Here is a 23,961-nt window from a genome sequence, read left to right as displayed (position 1 = left end):
ATCGGAGTCGTCGAAGTAACGCTGACCCGACGGCAGCCGGCGCACGCTGATCCGCCCCTCCGCCTCCCAGCGACGCACCGTGCCCACCGAGCGGCCCACCCGCTTGGCGAACTCCCCGATCCGATAAGCGCTACCCATAGCAGGTAAGCCTGAACAGACTTGACCAGAGAGTCAACTACTAGTCGACACCTCCTCCGTCCGGTGCCGCCGGACGCGCCGGCCGCGCACACCAAGGTCCACCGTAGGCGCGGTCAGCGGTCGGTGCCGGCCGGCGTTGCCGGGGACCGGCGCAGCAGCAGCACGGCCGCGCCGGGCAGGCTCGCGACGAGCACCAGCGCGCCGTACACCATGGCGGCGGCGACGCCCTGCGCGGCGGTCAGGCCGGCGGCGGCGAACGCCCACGCGGCGACCCCCTCGCGCGGGCCGAACCCGCCGACGTTGGCCGGCAGCCCCATCGCCAGCAGGGCCAGCAACGTCAGCGGCACCAGCCGGGCCAGCGGCGCGTCGGCGCCCGCGGTGCGGGCCGCGACCACGAAGGTGGCCAGGTGGCCGGCGACCACCACGGCGGAGGCGACCACCACGCCCAGCCAGGTGCGCCGGGCGAGCAGTCCGGACCGGACGTCGGCCACCGCGGTGCGCAGCGCCCGCCCCCACCGGGAGGCGCCGGAGCGGGGCGCCCGCCGGGCGAGCAGGACCAGGCCCAGCCCGACGGCCAGCAGCGCGCCGGCCACCGCCGGCAGGTACGGCCGGACCGGCGAGGGCAGCGCGGCCAGCACGACCACGGCGATGAACAGTTGGACGACCTGCCCGGCGGTGCGTTCCCAGACCACCGCGCGGATGCCCCGGCTGACGTCGCCGGCGTCCCGGCCGTGCCGCACCGCCCGGTGCACGTCGCCCAGCACCCCGCCGGGGAGCGTCGAGTTGAGGAAGACCGCGCGGTAGCAGTGCGCCACCGCGGCGCCCATCGGCAGCCGCACGCCGAGGCCGCCCGCGACCAGCGCCCACCGCCAGGCGCAGCAGACGGTGGTGACGAGGCCGATGGCGAGGGCCGCGGCGAGCGCCCGGCCGTCGATCAGCCGCAGCCCGTCGAGGAACGGCCCGGTGCCCACCCACCAGACCAGGGCGGCGAGCACCCCCAGCCCACCGAGCGTGCGGACCCAGGCCCACGGTGACCGGGCCGCGGCCGGGGACGCGGCGGTCGCCACCGGGGGTACGACGGGCGTGGCGATGGTCGCGTGCGACAAGCGGTCCTCCCTCTGTCCACCCGGTGTCACGTACGGCGTGGCCGTCCGGTTCACCCGCCGGCCAGCAGGTCGGCGTGGTGCAGCAGCACCCGCAGCCGCCCCTCGGCCGCCTCGGCCAGCCGCCGCCGCCGGTACGCCCCGGCCGGCGCGGCCAGCTCCGGCCGCTGCTCGCCGGCCGCGTCGAGCCAGCCGGTCAGCCACTCCGCGGTCAGCGTCGCCTGCTTCGGGCCGAGCCGCCACGGGCTGGGCCGGACCAGCACCTCGGTGCCCCGCCGGGCGAACGCCGCCCGGGTGGCCGCGACCGCGTCCGGCCCGAGCAGGGCGCGGCCGTCGACGGTACGGCGCTGGTGCGCGTTGAACGCCGCGGCGAACTCCGCGTCCAGCGGGTCGGCCGGGGTGAACTCGACCCGGCCGACCACGGTGAGCATGAACAGCGTGAGGTGCCCGGCGCACGCCGCCACCACCCGCTCGACCTCGGCGGCGGTGAGCATGTCCAGCAGCGCCGAGGCGGTGACCAGGCCGGCGCCGGCGAGGTCCGCGGCGGTCAGCCGGGTGATGTCGGCGCGCCGGGTCTCGACGGTGACCTTGCTGCCGTCGGCGGCGGCGTCCACCAGGTCGGCCATGGCCCGGTCCAGCAGGTCGGCGTCCCGGTCGTACAGGATCCAGTGCTGCGGCCCGGGCAGCAGCGGCGCCAGCCAGCGTCCCATCGCACCGGTCCCGGTGCCCAGGTCGTGCACGACCAGCGGCCGGTCACCGGTCAGCCGGCGGCGGACCCGGGCGACCAGGTCGGTGGCGCGGGCCGCGGCGTCGGCGGGCTCGCGCAGCCGCAGCCAGTCCGCGAAGTCGGGCGGGAGTTGGGTGGTCATGCCGCCGTGGTCTCCTTCAGTGCGGCCGCCAGGCGGGTCGAGGTGACCGCCCAGTCGGTGAGGGTGTCCCGCCGGTCCCGGGCGGATCGCCGCAGCCGGGCCCGCTGCGCGGGGTCGGTGAGCCAGCGGCGCAGCGCGCCGGCCAGCGCGTCCGGGTCGTCGGGCGGCACGAGCAGGCCGGGCCGGCTGCCGTCGGGGGCGTGCCCGAGCGCCTCGGGCAGCCCGCCGGCGTCGGTGCCCAGCACCGGTACGCCCCGGGCCAGCGCCTCGGTGACCACCATCCCGTACGTCTCCCCGCGCGAGGGGAGCACCAGCAGGTCCGCGCGGGCGTACGCCTCGTGCAGGGCCACGCCGGTGCGGGCGCCGAGCAGGCGGACCCGGCCGGTGAGGCCGGCGTCGGTGAGCTGCCGGCGCAGCCGGTCCACGAAGTCGGGGTCCCGGGTCAGCGCGCCCACGCAGTCGCAGGTCCAGGGCAGGTCGGCGACCGTGGCCAGCGCTGCGGCGAGCACGTCGTGGCCCTTGTGCGGGGTGACCGCCGCGACGCAGAGCAGCGCGGCGCCGGCCGCCGAGCCGGGGGTCGGCGGCGCGGGGTCCACCCCGGGTGGGGCCGCCCGGACCCGATCGGCGGGCAGGGCGTACCGGTCGAGCAGCCGGCGGCGGGTCCACTCGCTGGTGGTGACGACGGCGGTGGCGGCGGCCAGCGCCGCGGCCTCGGCGTCGGTCTCCAGCGGCAGGTGCACGAGCGGCACCAGGCGCAGCCGGCGGGTCTGCGGCGCCAGCACCTCCGGCACGGTCGAGGCGACCAGCCCGTCGAGCAGCACCAGCGCGCCGTCGGGCAGCCCGGCGAGGACGCCGGCGAGGGCGGCCCGCTCCCCCGCCCCCGGTCGCGGCCAGTCGCCGGGCAGGGGATGCTCCCGGACGGTCCAGCCGGCCGCGGCGAGCCCCTGGCAGACCCGGCGGTCGTAGCCGTTGCCGCCGCTGGGGCTGGCCGGGTCGTCGATGTCGCCCGGCAGCACCACGTGCAGCGTGGTCATCCGCTACAGCGACCGGTCGTAGCTGGCCCAGGCGACGTGCGACTCGTGCAGCGTGACGGTGATGCCGGCCAGGCCCCGCGCGCCGTCGCCGAGCCGGCCGGCGTGCACCCGCTCGGCGAGCCGGTCGGCGACCGTGCGGGCCAGCACCTCCGTGGTGGTGTTCACCCCGGCGAAGTCGGGCTCGTCGTCCAGGTTGCGGTAGGTCAGCTCGCCGAGGACGGCCTTGAGCTGCTCGGTCGCCCGGCCGATGTCGACGACGATCCCGTCGGCGTCGAGGTCGGGGCGGCGGAAGGTGGCGTCGACGACGAAGGTGGCGCCGTGCAGCCGCTGGGCGGGCCCGAAGACGTCGCCGGTGAAGCTGTGGGCGACCATCATGTGGTCACGGACGGTCACGTTGAACACGGATCACTCCCCGTCGTAGGTGATGAGGTGGCAGAGCGCGGGCAGGCGGCCCGTGCCGAGTCGGTCGAGCACGTCGGGCAGTTCGGCGAACCGGGACCGACCGGTGAGCAGCGCGTCGAAGGCCGGATCGGCGAGCAGGTCCAGGGCCAGCGCCAGCCGGTCGCGGTAGCTCCGGTCGGCCCGCCGCGGCGCCACCGTACCCACCTGGCTGCTGTGGATGCGCAGTCGTCCCGAGTGGAACGCCCCACCGAGGCGGAGCGTGACCGGACGGTCGCCGTACCAGCTCAGCTCCAGCACGGTGCCCTCCGGGCGGAGCAGTTCCAGGGACCGTTGCAGGCCGTCGGCGCTGGCGCTGGCGTGCACCACCAGGTCCCGCCCGCCGGCGGCGTCGGCGGGAAGGGCGAAGTCGACCCCGAGCGCGGCGGCCACCGTGGCCCGCGCCGGGTCGGCGTCGACCAGCTCGGTCCGTACCCCGGGGAAGCGGGCCAGCAGGGCGGCGACGCAGCAGCCGACCATGCCGCCGCCGATCACGGTGACCCGGTCGCCGACCAGCGGCGCGGCGTCCCAGAGCGCGTTCACCGCGGTCTCCACCGTGCCGGCCAGCACCGCCCGGGCCGCCGGCACCCCGTCCGGTACGACCACCACCGCCTCGGCCGGCACGACGTACGCGGTCTGGTGCGGGTACAGGCAGAAGACGGTCCGCCCGCGCAACGCCTCGGGCCCCTCCTCGACGACGCCCACGTTGAGGTAGCCGTACTTGACCGGGGCCGGGAAGTCGCCCTCCTGGAACGGGGCGCGCATGGTGGCGTACTGGTCGGCGGGGACCCGGCCGGCGAAGACCAGGGTCTCGGTGCCCCGGCTGACGCCCGAGTAACGGGTGCGGACCAGCACTTCGTCGGAGCCGGGGGCGGGGAGGGTCAGCGACCGGATCTCGCCCTCGCCGGGGACGCGGAGCCAGAAGGCGCGGGCGTCGCGGGTCACGAAATTCCCTCTTTTCCGCATCCGGACCGAACCGGACGGCCGTATTACCCGTGTTGACTGGCAGGGTTGTCGATCATAGACACGGAGGCAGGGTGTCCACGGTTCGAAATGGGCCGCTACTCGGGCTGATCGCCCAGTTCGTCCTGCTGGCCGGGCTGGCCGGCACGGTCGGGCTCGGCGCGCCCGGCTGGCTGGCCGGCCTCGCGTACGGCGCGGCCCTGTGCGGTCTGTTACGGCGCGGCCTGCGGGCGGCCGGGAGGGACGCGCTCGGCCCGGCGGACCGGGTGACCCTGACCCGGGCGGTCCTCGTCGGCGGCGTGCTGGCCCTGACGGTCGACGGCTGGGGGCGGCCGGCGCCGGTGGCGGTGCTGGTCCCGCTCACCGCCGTGGCGCTGGCCCTCGACGCGGTCGACGGTCGGGTGGCCCGACGCACCGGGACCGCGAGCGACCTGGGCGCGCGGTTCGACATGGAGGTCGACGCGTTCCTGATCCTGGTGCTCAGCGTCCACCTGGCGCCGGCCGTCGGCGGCTGGGTGCTGGCCGCCGGCGGGATGCGGTACGCCTTCGTCGCCGCGGGCTGGCTGCTGCCCTGGATGCGCGGCACCCTGCCGCCGCGGTACTGGCGCAAGGTCGTCGCGGCCGCGCAGGGCGTCGTGCTGGCCGTCGCGGCCGCCGCCGCGCTGCCGCCGCCGGCGACGACCGTGCTGGTGGCGGGCGCGCTGGCGATCCTGGTCGAGTCGTTCGGCCACGACGTCGCCTGGCTGTGGCGGCACCGCCCCGTCACCGTCCCCGTCCCGCAGGCGACCCTCCCGCAGGTCACCGTCCGACCCGCGACCGTTCCGCACGTCGCCGTCCGGCACGCGAGCGTCCCGCACATCGCCGTCCGGCACGTCACCGTGCCGCGCGCGATGCGGGTCACCGTCACCCGCGCCAGCCACGTCGCCGCCTCCGGCGAGCCGGCCACGGGCCGGTGGACGGCCCACCAGCCGGTCTGAGCCGGCACGACCGCCGCCACCCCGGGCAGGCAGGGAAGGACCGAGGAGTTGTCACTCATCACGCGCTTCCGTCGACCGGCGGTGGAACCGCCGGACGACGATGCCGCCCCCTCGACGGTGGTCACGCCCCGGGGCCGCCGCATCCTGGCCGGAGTCGTCACCGGGCTCGCGGCGGTGCTGGTGCTGGCCGCGCTCGTGGCGCCGGACCAGCTGAGCCGGCTCCGCCCCGGCGCGTTCCTGCGGATTCCGGTGGAGGGGCTGGTCGCCGTCGCGCTGCTGCTCGTCCTGCCGGCCCGGGTACGCCGTCCGGTGGCCGTGGCGCTCGGTCTGACGCTCGGCCTGTTGACCGTCCTCAAGCTCCTCGACATGGGCTTCTTCGTGGCCCGGGACCGGCCGTTCGACGTACTGCTCGACTGGGGGCTCTTCGACGACGGCTTCGGCTTCCTCACCGACTCGGTCGGCCGGGGCGGCGCGGTCGCCGCCGCGGCCGGCGTGCTGCTCCTCGCCGGCGCGCTGTTCGTGCTGCTCACCCTGTCGGTGCTGCGGTTGACCCGGCTGGTGGTCCGACACCGCACCGCCACGGTCCGCGCCGTCGCGGCACTGGCCGTGCTCTGGCTGGCCTGCGCCGTGTTCGGGGTGCGGGTCTCCCCCGGCGTGCCGGTGGCGGACCGGGAGGCGACCACCCTGGTCGCCGCGCACGCCGGTCAGGTGCGGGCCGGGCTGCGGGACCGCGAGGCGTTCGCCGGCGAGGCCGCCGCCGACGCCTTCCGGGACGTCCCCGGCGACCGGCTGCTGACCGGGCTGCGCGGCAAGGACGTGCTGGTGACGTTCGTGGAGAGCTACGGCCGGGACGCGGTCGAGGACCCGGAGTTCGCGCCGCACGTCGACGCGGTGCTCGACGCCGGCTACCGTCGGCTGCGGGCGGCCGGGTACGACGCGCGCAGCGGCTTCCTCACCTCCCCGACGTTCGGCGGCGGCAGTTGGCTGGCGCACAGCACCCTGCTGTCCGGGCTCTGGATCGACAACGACCAGCGCCACCGGGACCTGCTGGCCGGGGACCGGCTGACCCTGAACGGCGCGTTCCACCGGGCCGGCTGGCAGACGGTGGGGGTGATGCCGGCGGCCACCCAGCCCTGGCCGGAGGGGAAGTTCTTCGGCTACGACCGCTACTACGACGCCGAGAAGCTGGGCTACCGCGGCCCGAAGTTCAGCTACGCTCCGATGCCCGACCAGTACACCCTGGCCACCTTCCAGCGGCTGGAGCGGGCGAAGCCGCACGCCCCGCTGATGGCGGAGATCCCGCTGGTCTCCAGCCACTCGCCCTGGTCGGTCATCCCGAAGCCGGTCGGCTGGGACGCGGTCGGCGACGGCTCCATCTTCCACCAGGCGTCCACCAGCAGCGGCGGCAGCCGGGACGTGGTGCAGCGGGACGCCACCCAGATCCGCGCCGACTACCGGCACTCGATCGAGTACACGCTGGACACCCTGGTCTCCTACGTGCTGGCGTACGGCGGGGACGACCTGGTGCTGGTCTTCCTCGGCGACCACCAGCCGGCGACGGCGATCACCGGTGAGGGCGCCAGCCGGGACGTGCCGATCACCGTGGTGGCGCACGACCCGAAGGTGTTCGACCGGATCGCCGGTTGGGGCTGGCAGGACGGGCTGCGCCCGGGGCCGCAGGCCCCGGTGTGGCGGATGGACACCTTCCGGGACCGCTTCCTCACCGCCTTCGGTCCGCAGCCCGGCCGGTGACCGCTCCGGCGCCGCTCACGCCGGGTAGGCGTGGGTCTCGGCGGCCTTGACCGCCGCCCAGACCCGCTGGCCGGGGGCGAGCCGCAGGTGGGCCGCCGCGGCCGGGGTGACGTCCGCCGCGACGGTGATCGGGCCGTCGAGCTGGACCCGAAGGTTGTCGCCGTGCCGCTGCACCCCGGTGACGGTGGCCGGCCACACGTTGCGCGGGCTGCCGTCGGGCCGGGCCGGGTGCAGGGCGACGGCGGCGGGCGGGAAGGCGACGAAGGCGTCCCCGACGACCCGGTCCGCCGCGGTGAGGGTCAGCTCGCCGACCCGCACGGTGTGCCCGTCGGCGCGACCGCGGTGCAGGTTGAGCCCGACCAGCCGCGCCACGTAGTCGGTGCGCGGCCGGGCCGTGACGCTGGCCGCGTCCCCCTCCTGGACCACCCGCCCGTGCTCGACGATGAGCAGCCGGTCGGCGAGCACGAAGGCGTCCAGCGGGTCGTGGGTGACCAGCAGCGTCGCGCCGGAGTGGCCACCGAGGTGCCGCTGGAGCTCGGCCCGGGTGTCCAGCCGGGTGCCCGCGTCCAGGGCGGCGAGCGGCTCGTCGAGCAGCAGCAGAGTGGGGTCGACGGCGAGGGCCCGGGCGAGGGCGACCCGCTGGGCCTGCCCGCCGGAGAGCTGCCGGGGCCGGCGGCGGGCCTGCTCGGCCAGGCCGACCCGGTCCAGCCAGCCCCGCGCCCGCTCGCGGGCGGCCGACCGGTCGGCGCCCTGCCGGCGGGGCCCGAACGCGACGTTGTCCAGCGCGCGCAGGTGCGGGAAGAGCAGATAGTCCTGGAACACGACGCCCACCGGACGCCGCTCCGGCGGCACCCAGCGCCGCCGGTCGGGGCGGTCGAGGTCGACGCCGTCGAGGGTGAGGTGCCCGGCGGCCAGCGGGTGCAGGCCGGCGAGCGCCCGCAGCGCGGTGGTCTTGCCGGCGCCGTTCGGGCCGAGCAGCGCGACGACCTCACCGGCGGCGATCCGCAGCCGGACGTCGAGCTGGAAGGCGTCCCGGTCGGCGACCAGGTGCGCGTCCAGCAGGGGCGGGGCGGTCACGGGGCGCCGACCCAGCGGTCCCGCAGCCCGGCGAGAATGGCGACGGAGACGGTGAGCAGGATGAGGCTGAGCACGATCGCGGCCGGCAGGTCGGTCTCCAGGGCGAGGTAGACGGCGAGCGGCATGGTCTGGGTCCGGCCGGGATAGTTGCCGGCGAAGGTGATGGTGGCGCCGAACTCCCCGAGGGCCCGGGCCCAGCAGAGCACCGCCCCGGCGGCGACGCCGGGGGCGACCAGCGGCAGGGTGACGTGGGTGAAGGTGGTCCAGCGGCCGGCGCCGAGGGTGGCGGCGGCCTCCTCGTAGCGCGGGTCCGCGCCGCGCAGCGCGCCCTCGACGGCGATGACCAGGAACGGCATGGCGACGAACGCCTCGGCGAGCACCACCCCGGCGGTGGTGAACGGCAGGGTCACCCCGAACGTGGCGTCCAGCCAGGACCCGAGCAGCCCGCGGCGGCCGAAGACCAGCAGCAGCGCCACCCCGCCGACCACCGGGGGCAGCACCAGCGGGACGGTGACCAGCGCCCGGACCAGCCGCCGGCCGGGGAACTCGACCCGGGCCAGCAGCCAGGCCAGGGGTACGCCGAGCAGGACGCAGAGCAGCGTGGCGAGGGTGGCGGTCTGCAGGGACAGCCACAGTGCGGTGAGCACGCCGGGCTGGGCCAGCCGCTGCGGCAGGGTGGTCCACGGCGCCCGGGCGAGCAGCCCGACCAGCGGCAGGACGAGGAAGAGCAGCCCGAGGCCGGCGGGCAGCAGCAGCGCGAGGGGCACCCGGGGCCGGCGTCGCGCCGGGCGGGCCGCCCGCGCGGCGGTGTCGCGGGTCCGCACCTACGCCTGCGGGGGCTGGAACCCGGCGGCGGTGAGCACCGCCCGCCCGGCGTCGGAGCGGACGTGGTCGACGAAGGCGCGGGCGGTCGCCGGGTCGCCGGCCCGCTTGAGCACGACGATCGGGTAGTCGTTGATCGCGCGGTCCGACTCGGCGAACTCGATCGCGTCCACGTCGGACGCGGCGGCCCGCGCGTCGGTGCGGTAGACCAGCGCGGCATCGACCTCGCCGAGCTTCACCTTGGCCAGCGCGCCCTTGACGTCCTGCTCCAGGGTGGCCGGGGTGAGTCGGACGCCGGCCGCGTCGAGAGCCGTACGCGCCGCCGCTCCGCAGGGCACCTGCTCGGCGCAGAGCGCGACCTTCGCCCCGGGCCGGGTCAGGTCGGGCAGCCCGGCGATCTGCCGGGGGTTGCCCCTGGGCACCGCGATGACGAGCTGGTTGCGGGCGAGGGTGACCGGGCTCGCCGCGGCCTCACCGGCGCCGGTCACCGTCTTCATGGTGGCGGGTGAGGCGGCGGCGAAGACGTCGGCCGGGGCGCCCTGGGAGATCTGGGTGGCCAGCGCCGAGCTGCCGGCGAAGTTGAAGGTGACCCTCGTGCCGGGGTGGGCGGCCTCGAAGTCCCTGCCGAGCCGGGTGAACGTCTCGGTCAGCGAGGCGGCGGCGAAGACGGTGACCCGCCCGCCGCCGGCCGTGCCGGCGGGCGCGTCGTCACCGCCGCAGCCGGCCAGGCCGAGGGTCAGCGCGGCCACCCCGGCCAGGGCGGCACGGATCCACCGTACGGTCACGGGCTGGTCCTCCCCCTGGGGGCGGTGGCACGTTCCACCACGACGGTCGTCGACTTGATCACGGCCACGGCCACCGAGCCGACCGTCAGGTCGAGGTCGTCGACGGCCTCGCGGCTCATCAGCGACACGATGCGGAACGGCCCGGCCTGGATGTCGACCTGCGCCATCACCGTGTCCTTGACCACCGCGGTGACGATCCCGCGCAGCCGGTTGCGGGCGGACGACAGCTCCGGGTGCCCCGGGGCGCGGACGAACGCGGCCAGGTCGACGCCGTCGACCACCCGGTGACCGTGGTCGTCCCGGCTGGCGGCCAGCCGGCCGGCGTCGATCCAGCGGCGGACCGTGTCGGGGCTGACCCCGAGCAGTTCGGCGGCCTCGCCGATCCGGAACACCGTCACGCGGCCACCCTAACGGCCCGCACCTGCGATGGGGAAGACGCCGGAAGCCTGGCATCCTCAAGCCGGCATGCCGGAGTAGGACCGTGCCTGCGCTTCCTTCCGTGTCCGCCCCAGCCGGACCCGAGCAACGTCGAGGTGGGAGCCCGCGGGGAGACGGGACACCGGCGGGCGTTCGGGTTTAGCCTCGGGGGGCACGGTCGGCCCCGGGGAGCGGCATGAGCAGCCAGACGACGGACACGGTGATGCCCGCGGCGTTCTTCGGCCACGGCAACCCGATGAACGCCCTGGAGGTCAACCGCTACACCACCTCCTGGCGCGACTTCGGGCGGGCCGTGCCGCGACCTCGGGCGATCCTGGTGGTCTCCGCGCACTGGTACATCGGCGCCACCGCCGTCACGGCCATGCCCCGCCCCCGCACCATCCACGACTTCTACGGCTTCCCCCGGCAACTGTTCGACCTGGAGTACCCGGCGCCGGGACTGCCGGAGCTGGCCGAGGAGATCAGCGACGCCGTGCGCCCCACCTGGGTCGGCGCCGACGTGGACTCGTGGGGCATCGACCACGGCACCTGGTCGGTGCTGACGCACGCCTTCCCGGAGGCGGACATCCCGGTGGTGCAGCTGAGCATCAACGCGTTCAAGGGGCTGGACTACCACCTGGACCTGGGGGCCCGGCTCGCGCCGCTGCGGGAACGCGGGGTGCTGATCGTGGCCAGCGGCAACGTGGTGCACAACCTGGGCGGGGTGGACCCGCGGCTGACCGACGAGGGCTTCGACTGGGCGCGGCGCTTCGACGACGCGGCCCGGGAGGTCCTGCTCGACGCGCCGACCGAGGCGGCCCGGCTCGACGGCCACCGCGACTACGACCTGGCCGTGCCCACGCCGGACCACTTCATCCCGCTGCTGTACCTGGCGGGGCTGGCCGACGCCACCGCCGGCCGCCCGGAGGTGCTGGTCGACGGGTACGCGTACGGGTCGCTGTCGATGACCGCGTACACCCTGGGGCTCAGCTGCCCGCGGACGGCGCCGGCGACCGGGGCGCCGTCGCTGCCGGCCGACGTGCCGGCGGACTCGGCCAACATCTGACATCCACCGTCGGGCGGCCGGGCCGACCGGCCCGGCCGCCCCGACGCCCGCTCAGTCCTCGGCCCGCCAGCGGTAGAACACGTTGGCCACCGCGTCCTGTGGGCCGTGCCAGGCGTCCGGGTTGTACGGGCTGATGTACGGGCTGAGCTCTTCCATGATCTTGGCGAAGACCGGCTTGTCGTCATGGTTGTTCCGGGTGGCCTCGGCGATCGCCGCGTCCTGCTCCAGAAGGTGGACGTAGACGTCGTCGATCGAGTACAGCCAGCGCCCGGTGACCCCCAGCTCGGCCGGCAGCGAGCCGGCGTCGGACTCGGCGAAGATCCGCGCGACGTCGGGCTCCGCGCCGGGCTTGATCCGGCCGATGATCACGGTCAGCGTCGTGTCGGCCGACGCCTCCCCCTCCGGCACCCAGCGGTAGAACTCCTTGGCGACGGAGTCGGAGGGGTTCTTCCAGTACCTCGGGTACGGCGTCACGTACGGGGCGATGGCCTCGGCGATCTTCTGGAACGCGGGCAGCCCGCGGGTCTGGCCCGACACCTTCGGGTCCTGCTCGCGCTCGATGACGTGGATGTAGAGGTCCTCGTGGGAGAGCAGGATCCGCCCGATCACCCCGAGGTCCTGCGGCCGGGTCGTCTTGTCGTAGTAGCCGAAGACGTCGCCGACGATGTTCTCACTGCCCGGAACCATGTGACAGACGATCACGTTTCGGAAGACCATGACTGCTCCTTGGGTGGGATCGGATGGACGGGTGCGGACGGGGCGGAGGTGATCAGGCGGTGAAGCGGACCGGAAGCTCCAGCAGGCCACGGAACGGCGACGCCGCCGGCAGCCGGCGCAGCTCGGCGGCCGGCACCCCGAGCCGCAGCTCCGGTAGCCGGCGCAGCAGCGCCCCGATGCCGATCTGTGCCTCCATCCGGGCCAGCGACACCCCCAGGCAGTAGTGGACACCGTGACCGAAGCCGATGTGCGGGCCGCGCTCGCGGCAGAGGTCCAGCCGGTCCGGGTCGGCGAAGTGCTCCGGGTCGTGGTTCGCCGAATTGATCACCACGCCGACGATCGACCCGCGCGGGATGCGTACGCCCTGGTACTCGACGTCCTCGGTGGCGATCCTGGGGCTGGCCACCGGCAACGGGCCGTCGAACCGGAGCAGCTCCTCGATCGCCGCGGGCAGCAGCTCCGGCTTGGCGCGCAGCAGGTCGAGCTGGTCGGGATTGGTCAGCAGCGCCACCGTCGCGTTGCCGATGAAGTCCGCGGTGGTCTGGTGCCCGGCGAACAGCAGCAGGAACGAGGTGGTGACGAGCTCCGCTTCGGAGAGCTTCCCGTCGTGGTCGCAGGCCTCGATCAGCGCACTGATCATGTCGTCGGCCGGATGCGCGCGCTTGGCCTGCACCAGGCCGACGAAGTAGTGGTGCAGCCGCAGCTGGGCCTCCTGCACGGCCGCCCGGTCTTCCTGGGGACTACGGCCGGACGACCCGGACGTCCTGATCACCTGGGTCCAGTCGAGGACCCGGTCGTGGTCGGCCTCCGGTATCCCGATCAGCTCGCCGATCACCCGCATCGGCAGCGGAATCGCGAACTCGTGCATCAGCTCGGACTGACCCTGCGGGACGATCTTGTCGAGCAGGTCGTCCACGATCTGCGCCACCCGGGGTCGCAGCGCCTCGATGCGGCGCGGCGCGAACGCCTGCGACACGATCCGGCGCAGCCTGGTGTGCTCCGGCGGGTCCGAGTTGAGCATGTTCTTGTTCAACCCCTCCGAGTTCGGCCCGAAGATCCGGAGGTAGTGCTGGTCCGGGCCGTACAGGTCCTTGGAGAGCCTGGGATCGGTCAGCGCCGCCTTGGCGTCGTCGAACCGGGTGATCAGGTAGGAGTCAAACCGCGGCGAACTGACCGGGCAGACGGGGGCGTCCGCCCGCAGCCGCGCGAAGGTGGGATAGGGGTCGGCGGCGAACTCGTCGGTGTAGAGCTCCGACGCGGGTACGGCATCGTCGGTCATCGGGACTCCTCGGGCTCGCGCCGCACGCTGTGCAGGACCTGGTAGGTGTGCCGTTGCGCGGATTCGCGGAGCTCGCGGATCATGCGCAGCAGCCGGTCACGGTGCTCGCTGCGGCCGAAGGCGTCCAGCCGTTCGCGGTCCGCCCAGTCGCTGATGATCAGGTAGCTGCGCGGGTCGTCGGCATCGCGGACCAGGTCCTGGTGCAGGCATCCGTCCAGCGTGCTGATCTCCTCGGCCGCCGAGAGCCACTCCGCCTCGAACCGTTCCTCGCAGCCCTCCCGGGTACGCATCGCGAGCACGGTCCGTACGGTGGTCATCGCGCGCCTCCGAACACCAGTTGCAGGTTCTTGCTCAGCGCGTCGGCGTCGATCGGCTGGCTGCGGAACCCGACGTGCCCGTCGGGGCGGACCAGGTACAGGGCGCTGCCGGCGACGCCGTACGCGGCCCGGAACTCGCCCCCGGCGTCCCGCACCACCGGCGGGTCGAGCAGCCCCGGCGCGTCGGCGTCCGGGCTGAGCAGCAGGTACACGTCGATCTGTCCGGACGCCTGCCGGCGCACGTCGGCGCACAGCTTCCCCACCGCGGCCACGGTCGCCTCGTCGGCCGAGCCGTCCGCGTAGACCAGCAAGGTGTGCCGGGTGCCGCGGGTCAGGTCGTGCAGTCGCAGCGGATGCCCGACACCCCGCCGGCGCAGGCCGCCGACGTCGGGTGCGCGGTCGCCGGGCCCGGGGCCGGCCCGCAGGGCGTCCGGCGCGGACAGCGACTCCCCGACGAGCGGGCTGTCCGAGTAGCTGAGCAGTATGGACATCTCCTGCAGGAACTGACGCTTCAGGTCGTTGCGGTCCAGCTCGTCGGTGAACGCCATCCGCACCGCGCGCCCGACGATCTCCTCGCCCTCCGGCCGCCGCTCGGTCTCGTAGCTGTCCAGCAGCCCGGGCGCGGCGAGCCCCCGCACCGCCAGCGCCAGCTTCCACGCCAGGTTCCAGGCGTCCTGGATCCCGGTGTTCATGCCCTGGCCGCCCGCGGGTGGGTGCAGGTGCGCCGCGTCGCCGGCCACGAACACCCGGCCGGCGGCGTACCGGTCGACGATCCCGTGGCTGATCCGGAACACCGACGACCAGCGCAGGTTCGACGCGCGCGTGCCGGGCGGGGCCAGGTGGTCGATCGCGGCCTGGACGTCGGCGAGGGTCGGTTCGGCCAGCTCCTCGCTGAACCCGGGCGGGGCGTCCTGCCCGCCGGTCTGGGCGAAGAACCGGGGCGGCGCCAGCGTCGCGATCCGGTACCGGGACTCGCCACGCAGCGGGACGCAGACCAGCATCCCGTCCATCCGGCCGTCGGTCTCGTGCATGAACCGGAGCAGGTGACCCTCGGGCATGTCCCAGTCCACGTCCACGTCCCCGAGCATGAACAGCTGCGGGAACCGGCCCAGCCCTCCCGAGAACGTCAGCCCGAGCAGCTCGCGCACCCTGCTGTGCGCGCCGTCGCAGCCGACCAGGTACTTCGCGCGTACCGTCTCCTCGCCGCCGGCGGTCGCCACCGTGGCCAGCACGCCGCCGTCGTCCTGGGTGAACGCGATCAGCTCGGCGCCGCGCTGCGGGCGCACGCCGAGGGTGGCCAGCCGTTCGGTGAGGATGCGCTCGGTCTCGTACTGCGGCAGGCCGAGGTGCGCGTACGGCAGTTCCGGCAGTTCCCAGCTCATCCGGTGGGTCTGCACGCCGTTGACGAACACCATGTTCCCGGTCAGCCAGATCCCGGCGTCCATCGCGTCGCGCACGATGCCCTGCTCCGCCCAGATCTCCATCGTGCGGCAGTGGATGCCGATCGCCTTGTCGGCCTGGGCGGGCGGGGTGGCCTGCTTCTCGATCACCCGGCACTCGATGCCGCGCCGGGCCAGCTCGACGGCGGCGGTCAGCCCGGTGGGCCCCGCCCCGACGATGAGTACGTCCGTTGTGGTGTGCACGTCGATCTCCTTGCCCGTACTCGGTTCTCGCCTGCTTTCGGGATGGGCCACGTCGTGGAAGAGGCGGCGCCGGATTTCCAGGAGGAACGGCGCGATCGGCCCGGCCTCCTCCTGCGCGTGTGCCGGGTTGCCGATCCAGCGGTAGAACTCGGTCTCGCTGCGCCATTCGGCGAAGATGTGGTGGACGTCCGAGCCGGGCTGACGCAGCAGGTCCTCGCGCAGGTACCCGGGTACCTCGGCCATCCGTGCGGTGACCTCGACGTACCCGCGCTCGAACTCGGCCAGCCGGTCGGCCGGCACGGCGAGCTCGACATCCACGAAGATCTTCGAGCCGGGGCCCTCGGGTCCGCGCATCACCCGGCGGCTCGCCGGCCCGGACGCCTCGCACAGTGGACGGATTGCGTCGGCGAACCGCGCGGCGACCGGTCCGGTCTCGTAGTCGTGCAGCGCGGACTCGTCGGCCCACTCGGTGACGACTACGAACGAGCGCGGATCGTTGGCGTCGAGCAGCAACTCCCGCCGCAGGTTCCCGGCCAGCCGGATGATCTGCCCGGCGGCCGTTCGCCACGCGGCTTCCACGGCGTGCTCGCGCCCCGGGCGCGCGCGGATCCGGACCATCGTCCTGATCATGGATTTCCCTTCGAACGCCGGCGGGAGACGATCGGGCTGATGAACGCGCTTGAGCCGCGGGCACCGACCAGGAAGGCGTCGACAGCCATCCGGCAGGACTCGCGAACGATGAGCAGCAGGTTGCGGACCATCACGGAACTCCTTCCTGATTCCGGCGGAGGTTCTTGCTCGTTGTGCCGGCGAGGTCCCCGACCGGTGTCGCCCGGACCACGACGACGTCGTCCTGCGACCCTGCCGGACGTCGCGTCACGCCGCCGTCACCGACGACCGGCACCGAGTCCCCGGCCGTTGACGGCGGCGAAACGGGTCCGGGCACAGTGGAGCCAGGGAGACCACGACAGGCGGGTCCGGCGGGGCGCGGGGACGGGTCCAGGTCCGGCCGGCGGCCGCTAAGCCGGCGCGTGGATCGGCGCGAGCACTTCGCTGATCAGCGCGGACATCGCCGCGGACGGTGCGAGCTGCAGCTCGCGCGACAGGAGGTCGCGGTAGGTGAAGAAGGCGTGCAGCGCCTCGTACGCGTTGCCCTCCGCCAGGTGCGTCTCGACCACCAGCCGGTGCGGCGTCTCCCGCAACGGGTCGGCCGCCATCGCCTCGAGCGCCGCCTGCAACGCCTCGCCGTGCTCACCGGCGCGCAGGTGGGCCCGGGCCAGTTCGTCGAGCAGGTGCAGCCGCAACTGTCTGAGCCGTTCCCGCTCCATCAGCACCCAGTCGTCGTACCAGCCGGGCAGCAGGTCGTGGCGCCCGGCGGCGAGGACCCCCGCCGCCGGCCGCGGGTCGCCGCCCTGGCTCACCCGGGCGGCCACCCGGGTCAGCTCGTCGACGTCCAGGTCGACCTTCGGGTGCAGCCGGACCGTGTCGCCGTCGGTGATCACCGGGCAGAGCGGATCGCGGCGCAGCCGCCACAGCGCCGTCCGCAACGACGACAGCGCGCGCTCCTCCGACCCGTCCGGCCACAGCAGGCGCGCCAGTTGGGTACGGGTGGCAGCCGGCCGCAGGCCGATCAGGGCGATGCCGCGTTGCAGGCCGCGCGGCACCACCACGGCCCGGCCGCCGTGCAGCAGCCGAAAGCCACCGAGCAGCAGGAGCCGGATCTTCGGCTCGGCGCCGGACACCGGTCCGATGCCGCCTGTCGTGGACAATCGCGTGCTCTCCTCAGAGATCACGATCGACCCCCCCTGCACCGGGACCCTGGTGGGCGAAGGCCGCCCTGGCGGAATGGCCGGTCCGCGACACCGCTGTCGGGGCGGACCGGCGGACCGGACCGTCACGAGATCGCGCGAAGCCCCACGAACGTCGTCACCGATGCCGCGCCGCGTCGGTGCACGATCGGCCATCCGACCTGCACCAGGATCGGATGGGCTGGGGCTTGAGCTGCGCAAGGACCGCTGACCTCAGCTGTGAGTCTGCTGGATCGACGTCACTCCGGCGTCACCGGGCGCCGAAACTCGTGGCCGTCCGGTGACGGTCCGGTGACGCCCCTCGTGGCAGCGGGTCGAGCCGGTCAGCGCGGCGGGGTGGCCGCGATCAGGGCGAGGCCGGTCTCCGGGTCCACCCGCTTGGCCAGTTCGGGTGCGACCTCGGTGACGAGGACCTCCAGGGTCGGCCACACCTCGCCGCGCAGCAGATGCCCGCCCAGGGTGCTGCCGTCGGGTCGACCGAGCACCGTGTGCACGTGCAGCACCGGCTCGCCGTCCCGCTCGGCCACGTCACCGAGCAGCGACAGCACCTCGACCTGCCCGCCGATCGGGATCCGGAGGTAGTCGCGCCGGTCCCGGTCGAAGTAGCCGACCTCGCCGGCGGAGAACCCGCCGACGGCGGTCACCTGGCCCGACCGTACGCCCTGGGCGGTCAGGGCCCGGCCGATGGCGGCCACCGCCTCCTCGCCCTTGTCGCAGACCACCACCAGGACCCGCCGGGTCTGGTGGTGCACCTCCTGGACTCTCATCCGTCTCCTCCGGTTCCCACATCAGGCCACCCGGTACGGCTCGGCCAGCGCGGCCCGCAGGTCGAGTCCGTTGCCCGGGGCGTCGAGGTTCACCGGGGCGACGCCGCCGGTCGCCCCGACGGCGCCGTCGAACAGCATCGACTCGATGCGCACGTGGTCGTGGAACCACTCCACGTGCCGCAGGTTCGGCACCGCGGCGGCGACCGGCAGGTGCTGGTGCGGCGCGCAGTGCGCGGACACCTCCAGCCCCGCGGCGGCGGCCACCGCGGCGGCGCGCAGGAACTCGCTGATCCCCCCGCACCGGGTGACGTCGATCTGCAGGCAGTCGACGTACGGCGCCATCCGGTGGAAGTAGGCCAGGTCGTAGCCGTACTCCCCCGCCGCCACGTCGGGCAGCACCCGGTCGCGGACCAGTCCGAGCCCCGGCAGGTCGTCGGAGCTGACCGGCTCCTCGTACCAGCGCACGTCGAGGTCGGCGGCGGACCGCATCACCCGGACCGCCTGCTTCCGCTGGTAGGCGCCGTTGGCGTCGACGTACAGCTCGGCGTCGCCGATGGTGCGCCGGGCGGCGGCCATCCGGGCGAGGTCACGGGTGACCTCGCTCCCCCACGACCCACCTATCTTGATCTTCACGCGGGGGATGCCCTCGTCGTGCACCCAGCCGGCCAGCTGCCGGTGGTGCCGGTCGGCGTCGTACGTGGTGAAGCCGCCGCTGCCGTACACCGGAACCTGCCGGCGGGCGGTGCCGAGCAGCCGGGCCAGCGGCAGCCCGTGCCGGCGGGCCTTCAGGTCCCAGACCGCGCAGTCGGCGGCGGACAGCGCCAGCCCGGCGACCCCGGGCCGGCCGGCGTTGCGCAGCTGTCGCTGCATGGCCGACCAGGCGGCCGGCACGTCGTCCGGGTCGAGGTCGGCGACCACCGGGGCGAGCAGCTCGGTCACCGCCGGGACCACCGCCGTCGGGCCGTAGGTCCAACCGACCCCGACCTGCCCGTCGGCCTCGGCCCGGACCAGCACCATGGTGGTGCTGTCCCAGGCGAGGGTGCCGTCGCCCTCCGGCGCGTCGGTCGGCACCCGGTACGCCGCCGCGGTCAGGCGCATCGTCGGTCACCGCGTCTTCCGGACGGCCCGCACGGCGAGCGCGGCCACCGGGCCGAACGCGGCCAGGCCGACCACCCCGGCGGCGAGCACCCGCGCGCTCCTGGACGGCCGCGCCGGGCGCTGCGCCCACCGGCGTTCCGGCCGGGTCGACACCTCGTCACCGTGCAGGCCGGCGCGGAGCAGCTCGGCCAGGTGGATCGCCGTCCGGCCGCCGGAGGCGCCCTGCTCGACCTGGGTACGGCAGCTGAAGCCGTCGGCGAGGATGACGTCGGTGTCGGCGGCATCCCGCAGGGCCGGCAGCAGCACCCGCTCGGCGCAGGCCTCGGAGACCTCGTAGTGCCCCTGCTCGAAGCCGAAGTTGCCGGCCAACCCGCAGCAGCCCGAGTCGAGGAAGTCGGCCCGCACCCCGGCGTCCCGCAGCACGGCCCGGTCGGCGGCGGTGCCGAGGATCGCGTGGTGGTGGCAGTGGGTCTGGATCAGCCCGTGGACCGGCAGCGACGGCGGGCGCCACCCCGGGCTGTGGTGGTGCAGCAGCTCGGCCAGGGTGACCGTCTGTTCGCGCAGCCGGGTGACGTCCTCGTCGGCGGGGAACAGCTCGTAGGCGTCGCTGCGGAACACGGCCGTGCAGGAGGGTTCGAGACCCACCACCCGGGTGCCGGCGCGCAGGTGCGGTCGCAACACCTCGACGGTCCGCCGCAGCACCTTCTTGGCGATGCCGAGCTGCCCGGTGGAGATCCAGGTCAGCCCGCAGCAGACGGGCTGTTCCGGCACCCGTACCCGCCAGCCGGCCGCCTCCAGCACCTCGACGGCCGCCTGCGCCACGCCCGGGTGGAAGTGGTTGGTGAAGGTGTCGGGCCACAGCAGCACCTCGCCGCGGGAGCCGTCCCCACCGGGCGTCCGCCGGGCGAGCCAGCGCTGGAAGGGCTCGGCGGCGAAGACCGGGACGTCCCGGCGTTGGTCGATCCCGCCGGCCAGCTTGGCCAGCCGGCTCAGGCCGGGCGCGTGGGCCAGCGCGTTCACCACCCGGGGGGCGCGCCCGGCGGCCACCGCCGCCGCCGGCAGCCAGCCCATCGAGTAGTGCGCGCGGGGCCGCAACCGGCCCTGGTAATGGTGGGACAGGAACTCCGCCTTGTACGTCGCCATGTCCACGTTGACCGGGCAGTCCGCCTTGCAGCCCTTGCAGGCCAGGCAGAGGTCGAGGGCGTCGCGGACCGCCTCGGACCGCCAGCCGTCACCGATGGTGCCGCCCCGAGCCGTGCCGTCGAGCATCTCGAAGAGCAACCGGGCCCGGCCCCGGGTGGAGTGCTCCTCCTCCCGGGTGACCATGTAGGACGGGCACATCACCCCGCCGTGTTGCCGCCGGCACGTGCCGACCCCGACGCAGCGCAGCACCGCCCGACCGAAGCTGCCGGAGTCGTCGGGGTAGCGGAACTCTGTCTCCACCTCGCCGTGGTGGTAGTCGACGCCGAGTCGGAGGTGGCTGTCCAGCGGGTAGGGGGCGACCACCTTGCCCGGATTCATCCGGTCGTCCGGGTCGAAGATCGCCTTGAACTGCCCGAACGCGCGGATCAGCCGATCGCCGAACATCTTCACCAACAATTCGCCACGGGCCTGCCCGTCGCCGTGCTCTCCCGAGAAGGAGCCACCGTAGGACACCACCAGGTCGGCGGCACGCTCGACGAACGAGCGGAACTGGCGTACCCCGTCCGCGGTCGTCAGCTGGAACGGAATCCTGGTGTGTACGCAGCCCTGCCCGAAGTGTCCGTAGAGCGACGCCTGTCCGAAGCCGTACTCCCGAAAGAGACGATCGAGGTCCCGCAGGTAGTCGCCCAGCCGGTCCGGGGCGACCGCCGAGTCCTCCCAGCCCTCCCAGGTGTCGGGCTCCTCCGGTACGCGCGCGGTGGCCCCGAGCCCGGACTCGCGCAGCAGCCACATCTGCTCCTCGTCGGCCTCGTCGTCGAACCGGTGCACGCCGGTGGCGCCGTCGCCGCGCAGCGCGGTCACCAGCCGCTCGGCGGCGGCGTTCGCCTCCTCGACGGTGTCGCCGCCCAGCTGCACCATCAGCCAGGCGCCGCGCTCCGGCAGCTTGTGCAGGGCCTCCGGATGCAGGTGCTTGCGCTTCTCGAAGTTGATCAGTTTGTCGTCGATGCCCTCGAGCGCGACCGGGCCGTACGGCAGGATCCGGGGTACGTCGTCGCCCGCGGCGGCGATGTCCGGATAGGACAGGAACACCAGCGACTTGGCCCGGACCACCGGTAGCAGCCTCAGCCGCGCCCGCAGCACGGTGACGAGGGTGCCCTCGGAACCGATCAGCGCCCGCGCCACCTGGAAGTTCTTCTCCGGCAGCAGGCTGTCCAGGTTGTAGCCGGACACCCGGCGCGGGATGTCCGGGTAGCGGGTGCGGATCTCCGCCAGGTACTCGTCCCGCAGCGTCCGCAACTGGCGGTGGATTTCGGCCGGGCGGCCACCGCGCCGCTGGATGTCGGCGTACCGCTCCTCGGTGGTCTCGCCGACCCACATCCGGGTGCCGTCGTAGAGCAGCACCTCCAGGTCGACGACGTTGTCGACCACCTTGCCGCTGCGCTGGGCGGCCGACCCGCACGAGTTGTTGCCGATCATCCCACCGATGGTGCAGTGGTCGTGGGTGGACGGCCGCGGCCCGAACTCCAGCCCCTCCGGTGCCAGCAGGTCGTTGAGCGTGTCGAGCACGATGCCCGGCTCGACCAGGCAGGTCCGCGCCTCCCGGTCGACCTCCAGCAACCGGTTGCAGTACTTCGACCAGTCGATGATCACCGCCACGTTGGTGACCTGCCCGGCCAGGCTGGTGCCGCCGCCCCGGGAGAGCACCGGTGCCCCGTGCCGCCGACAGGTGGCGATCGCCGCCACCACCGCCTCGACGGTACGGGGCACCACCAGGCCGAGCGGCACCTCCCGGTAGTTGGAGCCACCGGCGGCGTACGCCGCCCGGGAGCCGGCGTCGAAGCGCACCTCCCCGTCCACCTCGGCCCGCAGGTCCGCGGCGAGCGCGGCCAGGTCGATGTCGCCGGCCGGCTCGGGCGGGCGCAGCACCGGCTCCGGCAGGGACACCACGCTGGTTCGCTCGCTCATGACCGCAGCTCGTTGATCTTGTCGCGGGCCACCGTCGCAAACGTGCTCGTCCGGTGCGGCTGGCCGCGCAGGAACGCCTCGATGAAGTTCTTCGCCTGGTCGTACCGCACCTTGCCGGGCATCGGCGGCTCGTTCGGGTTGACGTCGCAGTCGACCAGCGCCGGGCCGGGGTGCGCGAGGGCCTCCCGGATCGCCCCGGGCAGCGCCTTCGGGTCGGTGACCTTGGCGCCGTACCCGCCGCAGGCCCGCGCCCAGGCGGCGAAGTCCGCCTCCGGCTGCCGGTGCCGTACCGCGTACTCGGGGTAGCCGAGGAGGATCTGCTCCCAGAGGATCTGGCCGTAGGAGTTGTTGTTGTTGACGACCACCTTGATCGGCAGGTTGTGCCGCACGGCGGTGAGGAACTCGGCCATCAGCATGGCGAACCCCCCGTCCCCGACGAACGCGATCACCTGCCGGCCCGGGTACGCGTGCTGGATCGCGATCGCGTACGGCAGCCCGGGCGCCATGGTCGCCAGGTTGCCGGAGAGGTAGAACTCCCGGCCGCCGCGGATCGTCCAGTGCCGCGCGGCCCAGGTGGCGATGGTGCCGGAGTCGCAGGTCAGGATGGCGTCCGAGGTGGCCGCCTCGTCCACGCAGCTGATCAGGTACTGCGGGGCGATCGGGTCGCGGGTCGGATCCTGCAGGGCGACCATGTCCGAGCGCCACCTGTCCCGCTCCTGCTGGTACCTGGTGAGGAACGACCGGTCGGTGCGGGCCTGGAGCATCGGCAGCAGCTGCTGCAGCGCGAGCCGCGCGTCGGCGTTGACCGCCGCGTCCACCGGCAGCCGCAGGCCGATCAGGCTGGCGTCGATGTCGATCTGCACCACCCGCGCCTGCCCGGGTGACGGCAGGTACTTCCCGTACGGGAAGGAGGTGCCGACCATCAGCAGGGTGTCGCACTCCTCCATCAGCTCCTCGCTCGGCCTGGTGCCGAGCAGGCCGAGGCCACCGGTGGTGAGCGGGTGGTCGTCCGGCACCACCAGCTTGCCGGGCAGGGTCTTGACGATCGGGCTGGCCAGCGCCTCCGCCACGGCGAGCACCTCGTCGCGGGCGCCGCGCGCCCCCACCCCGACCAGCATCGCGATCTTCTTCCCGCCGTTGAGCACCTCCGCCGCCCGGGCCAGGTCGGCCTGCGCCGCCGGCACCGGAGGTTGCCTCAGCACGGGGCTGCTCATCGGCGGCTCCCCCGGGCTGACGTGCCGGTACGGGTCGTCGCCGGCCAGGGCGACCTGCACGTCGTTCGGGAAGGTCAGGTGCGCGACGGTCCGCTCGGCCAGGGCGTGGCGGATGGCGATGTCGACCACCCCGGGCATCTGCTGTGGGTTGGTGACCATCAGGTTGTAGGCCGCCACGTCCTGGTAGAGCAGCGTGGTGTGCACCTCCTGCTGATAGTGCGAGCCCAGCACCGAACTCTCCTGCATGCCGGTGACGGCCAGCACCGGCACGTGGTCGAGCTTGGCGTCGTACAGCCCGTTGAGCAGGTGGATGGCGCCCGGGCCGGAGGTGGCGGCGCAGACGCCGAGCCGCCCGGTGGCCTTGGCGTAGCCGGTGGCCATGAAGGCGGCCGCCTCCTCGTGGTGCACCAGCACGAACTTCAGCTTCTCCCGCTGCCGGCGGAAACCCTCCATCAGGCCGTTGATGCCGTCACCGGGCAGCCCGAAGACGGTGTCGACGCCCCATTCCACCAGCCGCCGGGCCAGGCTCTCGCCCACGATCTCCTGCACCTCACGCCTCCTGATCTGGA

At 74.2% G+C, this 23,961-nt stretch carries 21 protein-coding genes and 2 pseudogenes; 3 read left to right on the top strand and 20 right to left on the bottom strand.

The genetic code is table 11. From position 1 onward, the window contains the following. The 6 genes from DKT69_RS18605 to DKT69_RS18580 form a co-directional block, all read right to left on the bottom strand. A partial coding sequence (locus tag DKT69_RS18605) for a MerR family DNA-binding transcriptional regulator (RefSeq protein WP_146231126.1) occupies window positions 1–138 on the bottom strand: 138 nt, incomplete at its 3' end. A gap of 113 nt (window positions 139–251) precedes the next feature. Next, window positions 252–1,205 carry a lysylphosphatidylglycerol synthase domain-containing protein gene (locus tag DKT69_RS18600; RefSeq protein ID WP_201749729.1) on the bottom strand — a complete coding sequence of 318 codons (954 nt, stop codon included), beginning with the start codon at window positions 1,203–1,205 and terminating at the stop codon, window positions 252–254. Between the two features lie 89 nt (window positions 1,206–1,294). Beyond that, window positions 1,295–2,110, bottom strand: coding sequence for a methyltransferase domain-containing protein (locus tag DKT69_RS18595; protein ID WP_109802799.1), 816 nt, complete (start codon window positions 2,108–2,110; stop codon window positions 1,295–1,297). Further along, the gene (locus tag DKT69_RS18590; protein ID WP_109802798.1) at window positions 2,107–3,144 is read right to left on the bottom strand and encodes a glycosyltransferase family 4 protein; all 1,038 of its coding nucleotides are present in this window, start codon (window positions 3,142–3,144) and stop codon (window positions 2,107–2,109) included. The genes DKT69_RS18595 and DKT69_RS18590 overlap by 4 nt, the downstream gene beginning before the upstream one ends. A gap of 3 nt (window positions 3,145–3,147) precedes the next feature. Next, on the bottom strand, window positions 3,148–3,546 hold the full coding sequence (locus DKT69_RS18585; RefSeq protein WP_109802797.1) for a 6-pyruvoyl trahydropterin synthase family protein: 399 nt from the start codon (window positions 3,544–3,546) through the stop codon (window positions 3,148–3,150). A gap of 3 nt (window positions 3,547–3,549) precedes the next feature. Further along, on the bottom strand, window positions 3,550–4,527 hold the full coding sequence (locus tag DKT69_RS18580) for a zinc-dependent alcohol dehydrogenase (RefSeq protein WP_109802796.1): 978 nt from the start codon (window positions 4,525–4,527) through the stop codon (window positions 3,550–3,552). A gap of 92 nt (window positions 4,528–4,619) precedes the next feature. Here DKT69_RS18580 and DKT69_RS18575 point away from each other — a divergent pair. Both DKT69_RS18575 and DKT69_RS18570 read left to right on the top strand, forming a co-directional pair. Further along, window positions 4,620–5,321, top strand: a pseudogene (locus DKT69_RS18575) (CDP-alcohol phosphatidyltransferase family protein); the annotation flags it as partial. A 280-nt stretch (window positions 5,322–5,601) separates the two neighbouring features. After that, window positions 5,602–7,274: pseudogene (locus DKT69_RS18570) on the top strand (sulfatase-like hydrolase/transferase); the annotation flags it as partial. A gap of 15 nt (window positions 7,275–7,289) precedes the next feature. Here DKT69_RS18570 and DKT69_RS18565 read toward each other — a convergent pair. Genes DKT69_RS18565 through DKT69_RS18550 form a run of 4 tightly spaced genes read right to left on the bottom strand, consistent with a single transcriptional unit; the run spans window position 7,290 to window position 10,356 of the window. Beyond that, window positions 7,290–8,351, bottom strand: a complete 1,062-nt coding sequence (locus DKT69_RS18565; RefSeq protein WP_438361844.1) for an ABC transporter ATP-binding protein — start codon at window positions 8,349–8,351, stop codon at window positions 7,290–7,292. Then, window positions 8,348–9,175 (bottom strand): ABC transporter permease, encoded by an 828-nt coding sequence (locus tag DKT69_RS18560; RefSeq protein WP_109802793.1) that lies wholly within the window; start codon window positions 9,173–9,175, stop codon window positions 8,348–8,350. Before DKT69_RS18560 ends, DKT69_RS18565 begins: the two co-directional genes overlap by 4 nt. Next, on the bottom strand, window positions 9,176–9,943 hold the full coding sequence (gene modA, locus DKT69_RS18555; RefSeq protein WP_201749728.1) for a molybdate ABC transporter substrate-binding protein: 768 nt from the start codon (window positions 9,941–9,943) through the stop codon (window positions 9,176–9,178). A gap of 11 nt (window positions 9,944–9,954) precedes the next feature. Beyond that, entirely contained in the window at window positions 9,955–10,356 is a 402-nt protein-coding gene (locus tag DKT69_RS18550; protein ID WP_109802791.1) for a TOBE domain-containing protein, read from the bottom strand. Between the two features lie 215 nt (window positions 10,357–10,571). Here DKT69_RS18550 and ygiD point away from each other — a divergent pair, with 215 nt between their 5' ends. Then, the gene (ygiD, locus tag DKT69_RS18545; protein WP_236648002.1) at window positions 10,572–11,441 is read left to right on the top strand and encodes a 4,5-DOPA-extradiol-dioxygenase; all 870 of its coding nucleotides are present in this window, start codon (window positions 10,572–10,574) and stop codon (window positions 11,439–11,441) included. 51 nt (window positions 11,442–11,492) lie between these two features. Here the strand turns inward: ygiD and DKT69_RS18540 are convergent, their stop codons facing one another. From DKT69_RS18540 to DKT69_RS18500, 10 genes are all read right to left on the bottom strand, one after another. Continuing rightward, window positions 11,493–12,158: a TcmI family type II polyketide cyclase gene (locus tag DKT69_RS18540; RefSeq protein WP_109802790.1), complete on the bottom strand. Its 666-nt coding sequence runs from the start codon at window positions 12,156–12,158 to the stop codon at window positions 11,493–11,495. Window positions 12,159–12,210: 52 nt separating this feature from the next. Continuing rightward, on the bottom strand, window positions 12,211–13,437 hold the full coding sequence (locus tag DKT69_RS18535) for a cytochrome P450 family protein (protein ID WP_109802789.1): 1,227 nt from the start codon (window positions 13,435–13,437) through the stop codon (window positions 12,211–12,213). Beyond that, complete coding sequence (locus DKT69_RS18530) at window positions 13,434–13,754, bottom strand: putative quinol monooxygenase (protein ID WP_109802788.1); 321 nt, start codon at window positions 13,752–13,754, stop codon at window positions 13,434–13,436. The genes DKT69_RS18535 and DKT69_RS18530 overlap by 4 nt, the downstream gene beginning before the upstream one ends. Further along, window positions 13,751–16,015, bottom strand: coding sequence for an FAD-dependent oxidoreductase (locus tag DKT69_RS18525; protein ID WP_236648001.1), 2,265 nt, complete (start codon window positions 16,013–16,015; stop codon window positions 13,751–13,753). Before DKT69_RS18525 ends, DKT69_RS18530 begins: the two co-directional genes overlap by 4 nt. 8 nt (window positions 16,016–16,023) lie before the next feature. Further along, window positions 16,024–16,158, bottom strand: a complete 135-nt coding sequence (locus tag DKT69_RS40640) for a hypothetical protein (RefSeq protein ID WP_255420207.1) — start codon at window positions 16,156–16,158, stop codon at window positions 16,024–16,026. A gap of 258 nt (window positions 16,159–16,416) precedes the next feature. Further along, window positions 16,417–17,166 (bottom strand): AfsR/SARP family transcriptional regulator, encoded by a 750-nt coding sequence (locus DKT69_RS18520; protein WP_236648000.1) that lies wholly within the window; start codon window positions 17,164–17,166, stop codon window positions 16,417–16,419. A 362-nt stretch (window positions 17,167–17,528) separates the two neighbouring features. Next, window positions 17,529–17,972 (bottom strand): PPC domain-containing DNA-binding protein, encoded by a 444-nt coding sequence (locus DKT69_RS18515; protein ID WP_109802785.1) that lies wholly within the window; start codon window positions 17,970–17,972, stop codon window positions 17,529–17,531. Window positions 17,973–17,993: 21 nt separating this feature from the next. Next, entirely contained in the window at window positions 17,994–19,070 is a 1,077-nt protein-coding gene (locus DKT69_RS18510) for an enolase C-terminal domain-like protein (RefSeq protein ID WP_109802784.1), read from the bottom strand. Between the two features lie 6 nt (window positions 19,071–19,076). Beyond that, the gene (locus tag DKT69_RS18505) at window positions 19,077–22,178 is read right to left on the bottom strand and encodes an FAD-binding and (Fe-S)-binding domain-containing protein (protein WP_109802783.1); all 3,102 of its coding nucleotides are present in this window, start codon (window positions 22,176–22,178) and stop codon (window positions 19,077–19,079) included. Next, the gene (locus tag DKT69_RS18500; protein ID WP_109802782.1) at window positions 22,175–23,941 is read right to left on the bottom strand and encodes a thiamine pyrophosphate-dependent enzyme; all 1,767 of its coding nucleotides are present in this window, start codon (window positions 23,939–23,941) and stop codon (window positions 22,175–22,177) included. The genes DKT69_RS18505 and DKT69_RS18500 overlap by 4 nt, the downstream gene beginning before the upstream one ends. Window positions 23,942–23,961 lie beyond the last annotated feature (20 nt).

Origin of the sequence: Micromonospora sicca, from assembly GCF_003172935.1 — a bacterium.
Lineage (GTDB): Bacteria > Actinomycetota > Actinomycetes > Mycobacteriales > Micromonosporaceae > Micromonospora > Micromonospora sicca.
Note: the sequence above shows the minus strand (reverse complement) of the source record. Positions and strands in the feature narration are given on the sequence as shown.

Bases quoted from the DNA above. Each gene is read 5' to 3' on its own strand.
- DKT69_RS18595 (WP_109802799.1), bottom strand. From the start codon at position 2,110: ATGACCACCCAACTCCCGCCCGACTTCGCGGACTGGCTGCGGCTGCGC.
- DKT69_RS18590 (WP_109802798.1), bottom strand. From the start codon at position 3,144: ATGACCACGCTGCACGTGGTGCTGCCGGGCGACATCGACGACCCGGCC.
- ygiD (WP_236648002.1), top strand. From the start codon at position 10,572: ATGAGCAGCCAGACGACGGACACGGTGATGCCCGCGGCGTTCTTCGGC.
- DKT69_RS18540 (WP_109802790.1), bottom strand. From the start codon at position 12,158: ATGGTCTTCCGAAACGTGATCGTCTGTCACATGGTTCCGGGCAGTGAG.
- DKT69_RS18535 (WP_109802789.1), bottom strand. From the start codon at position 13,437: ATGACCGACGATGCCGTACCCGCGTCGGAGCTCTACACCGACGAGTTC.
- DKT69_RS18530 (WP_109802788.1), bottom strand. From the start codon at position 13,754: ATGACCACCGTACGGACCGTGCTCGCGATGCGTACCCGGGAGGGCTGC.
- DKT69_RS18525 (WP_236648001.1), bottom strand. From the start codon at position 16,015: ATGGTCCGGATCCGCGCGCGCCCGGGGCGCGAGCACGCCGTGGAAGCC.
- DKT69_RS40640 (WP_255420207.1), bottom strand. From the start codon at position 16,158: ATGGTCCGCAACCTGCTGCTCATCGTTCGCGAGTCCTGCCGGATGGCT.
- DKT69_RS18515 (WP_109802785.1), bottom strand. From the start codon at position 17,972: ATGAGAGTCCAGGAGGTGCACCACCAGACCCGGCGGGTCCTGGTGGTG.
- DKT69_RS18510 (WP_109802784.1), bottom strand. From the start codon at position 19,070: ATGCGCCTGACCGCGGCGGCGTACCGGGTGCCGACCGACGCGCCGGAG.
- DKT69_RS18505 (WP_109802783.1), bottom strand. From the start codon at position 22,178: ATGAGCGAGCGAACCAGCGTGGTGTCCCTGCCGGAGCCGGTGCTGCGC.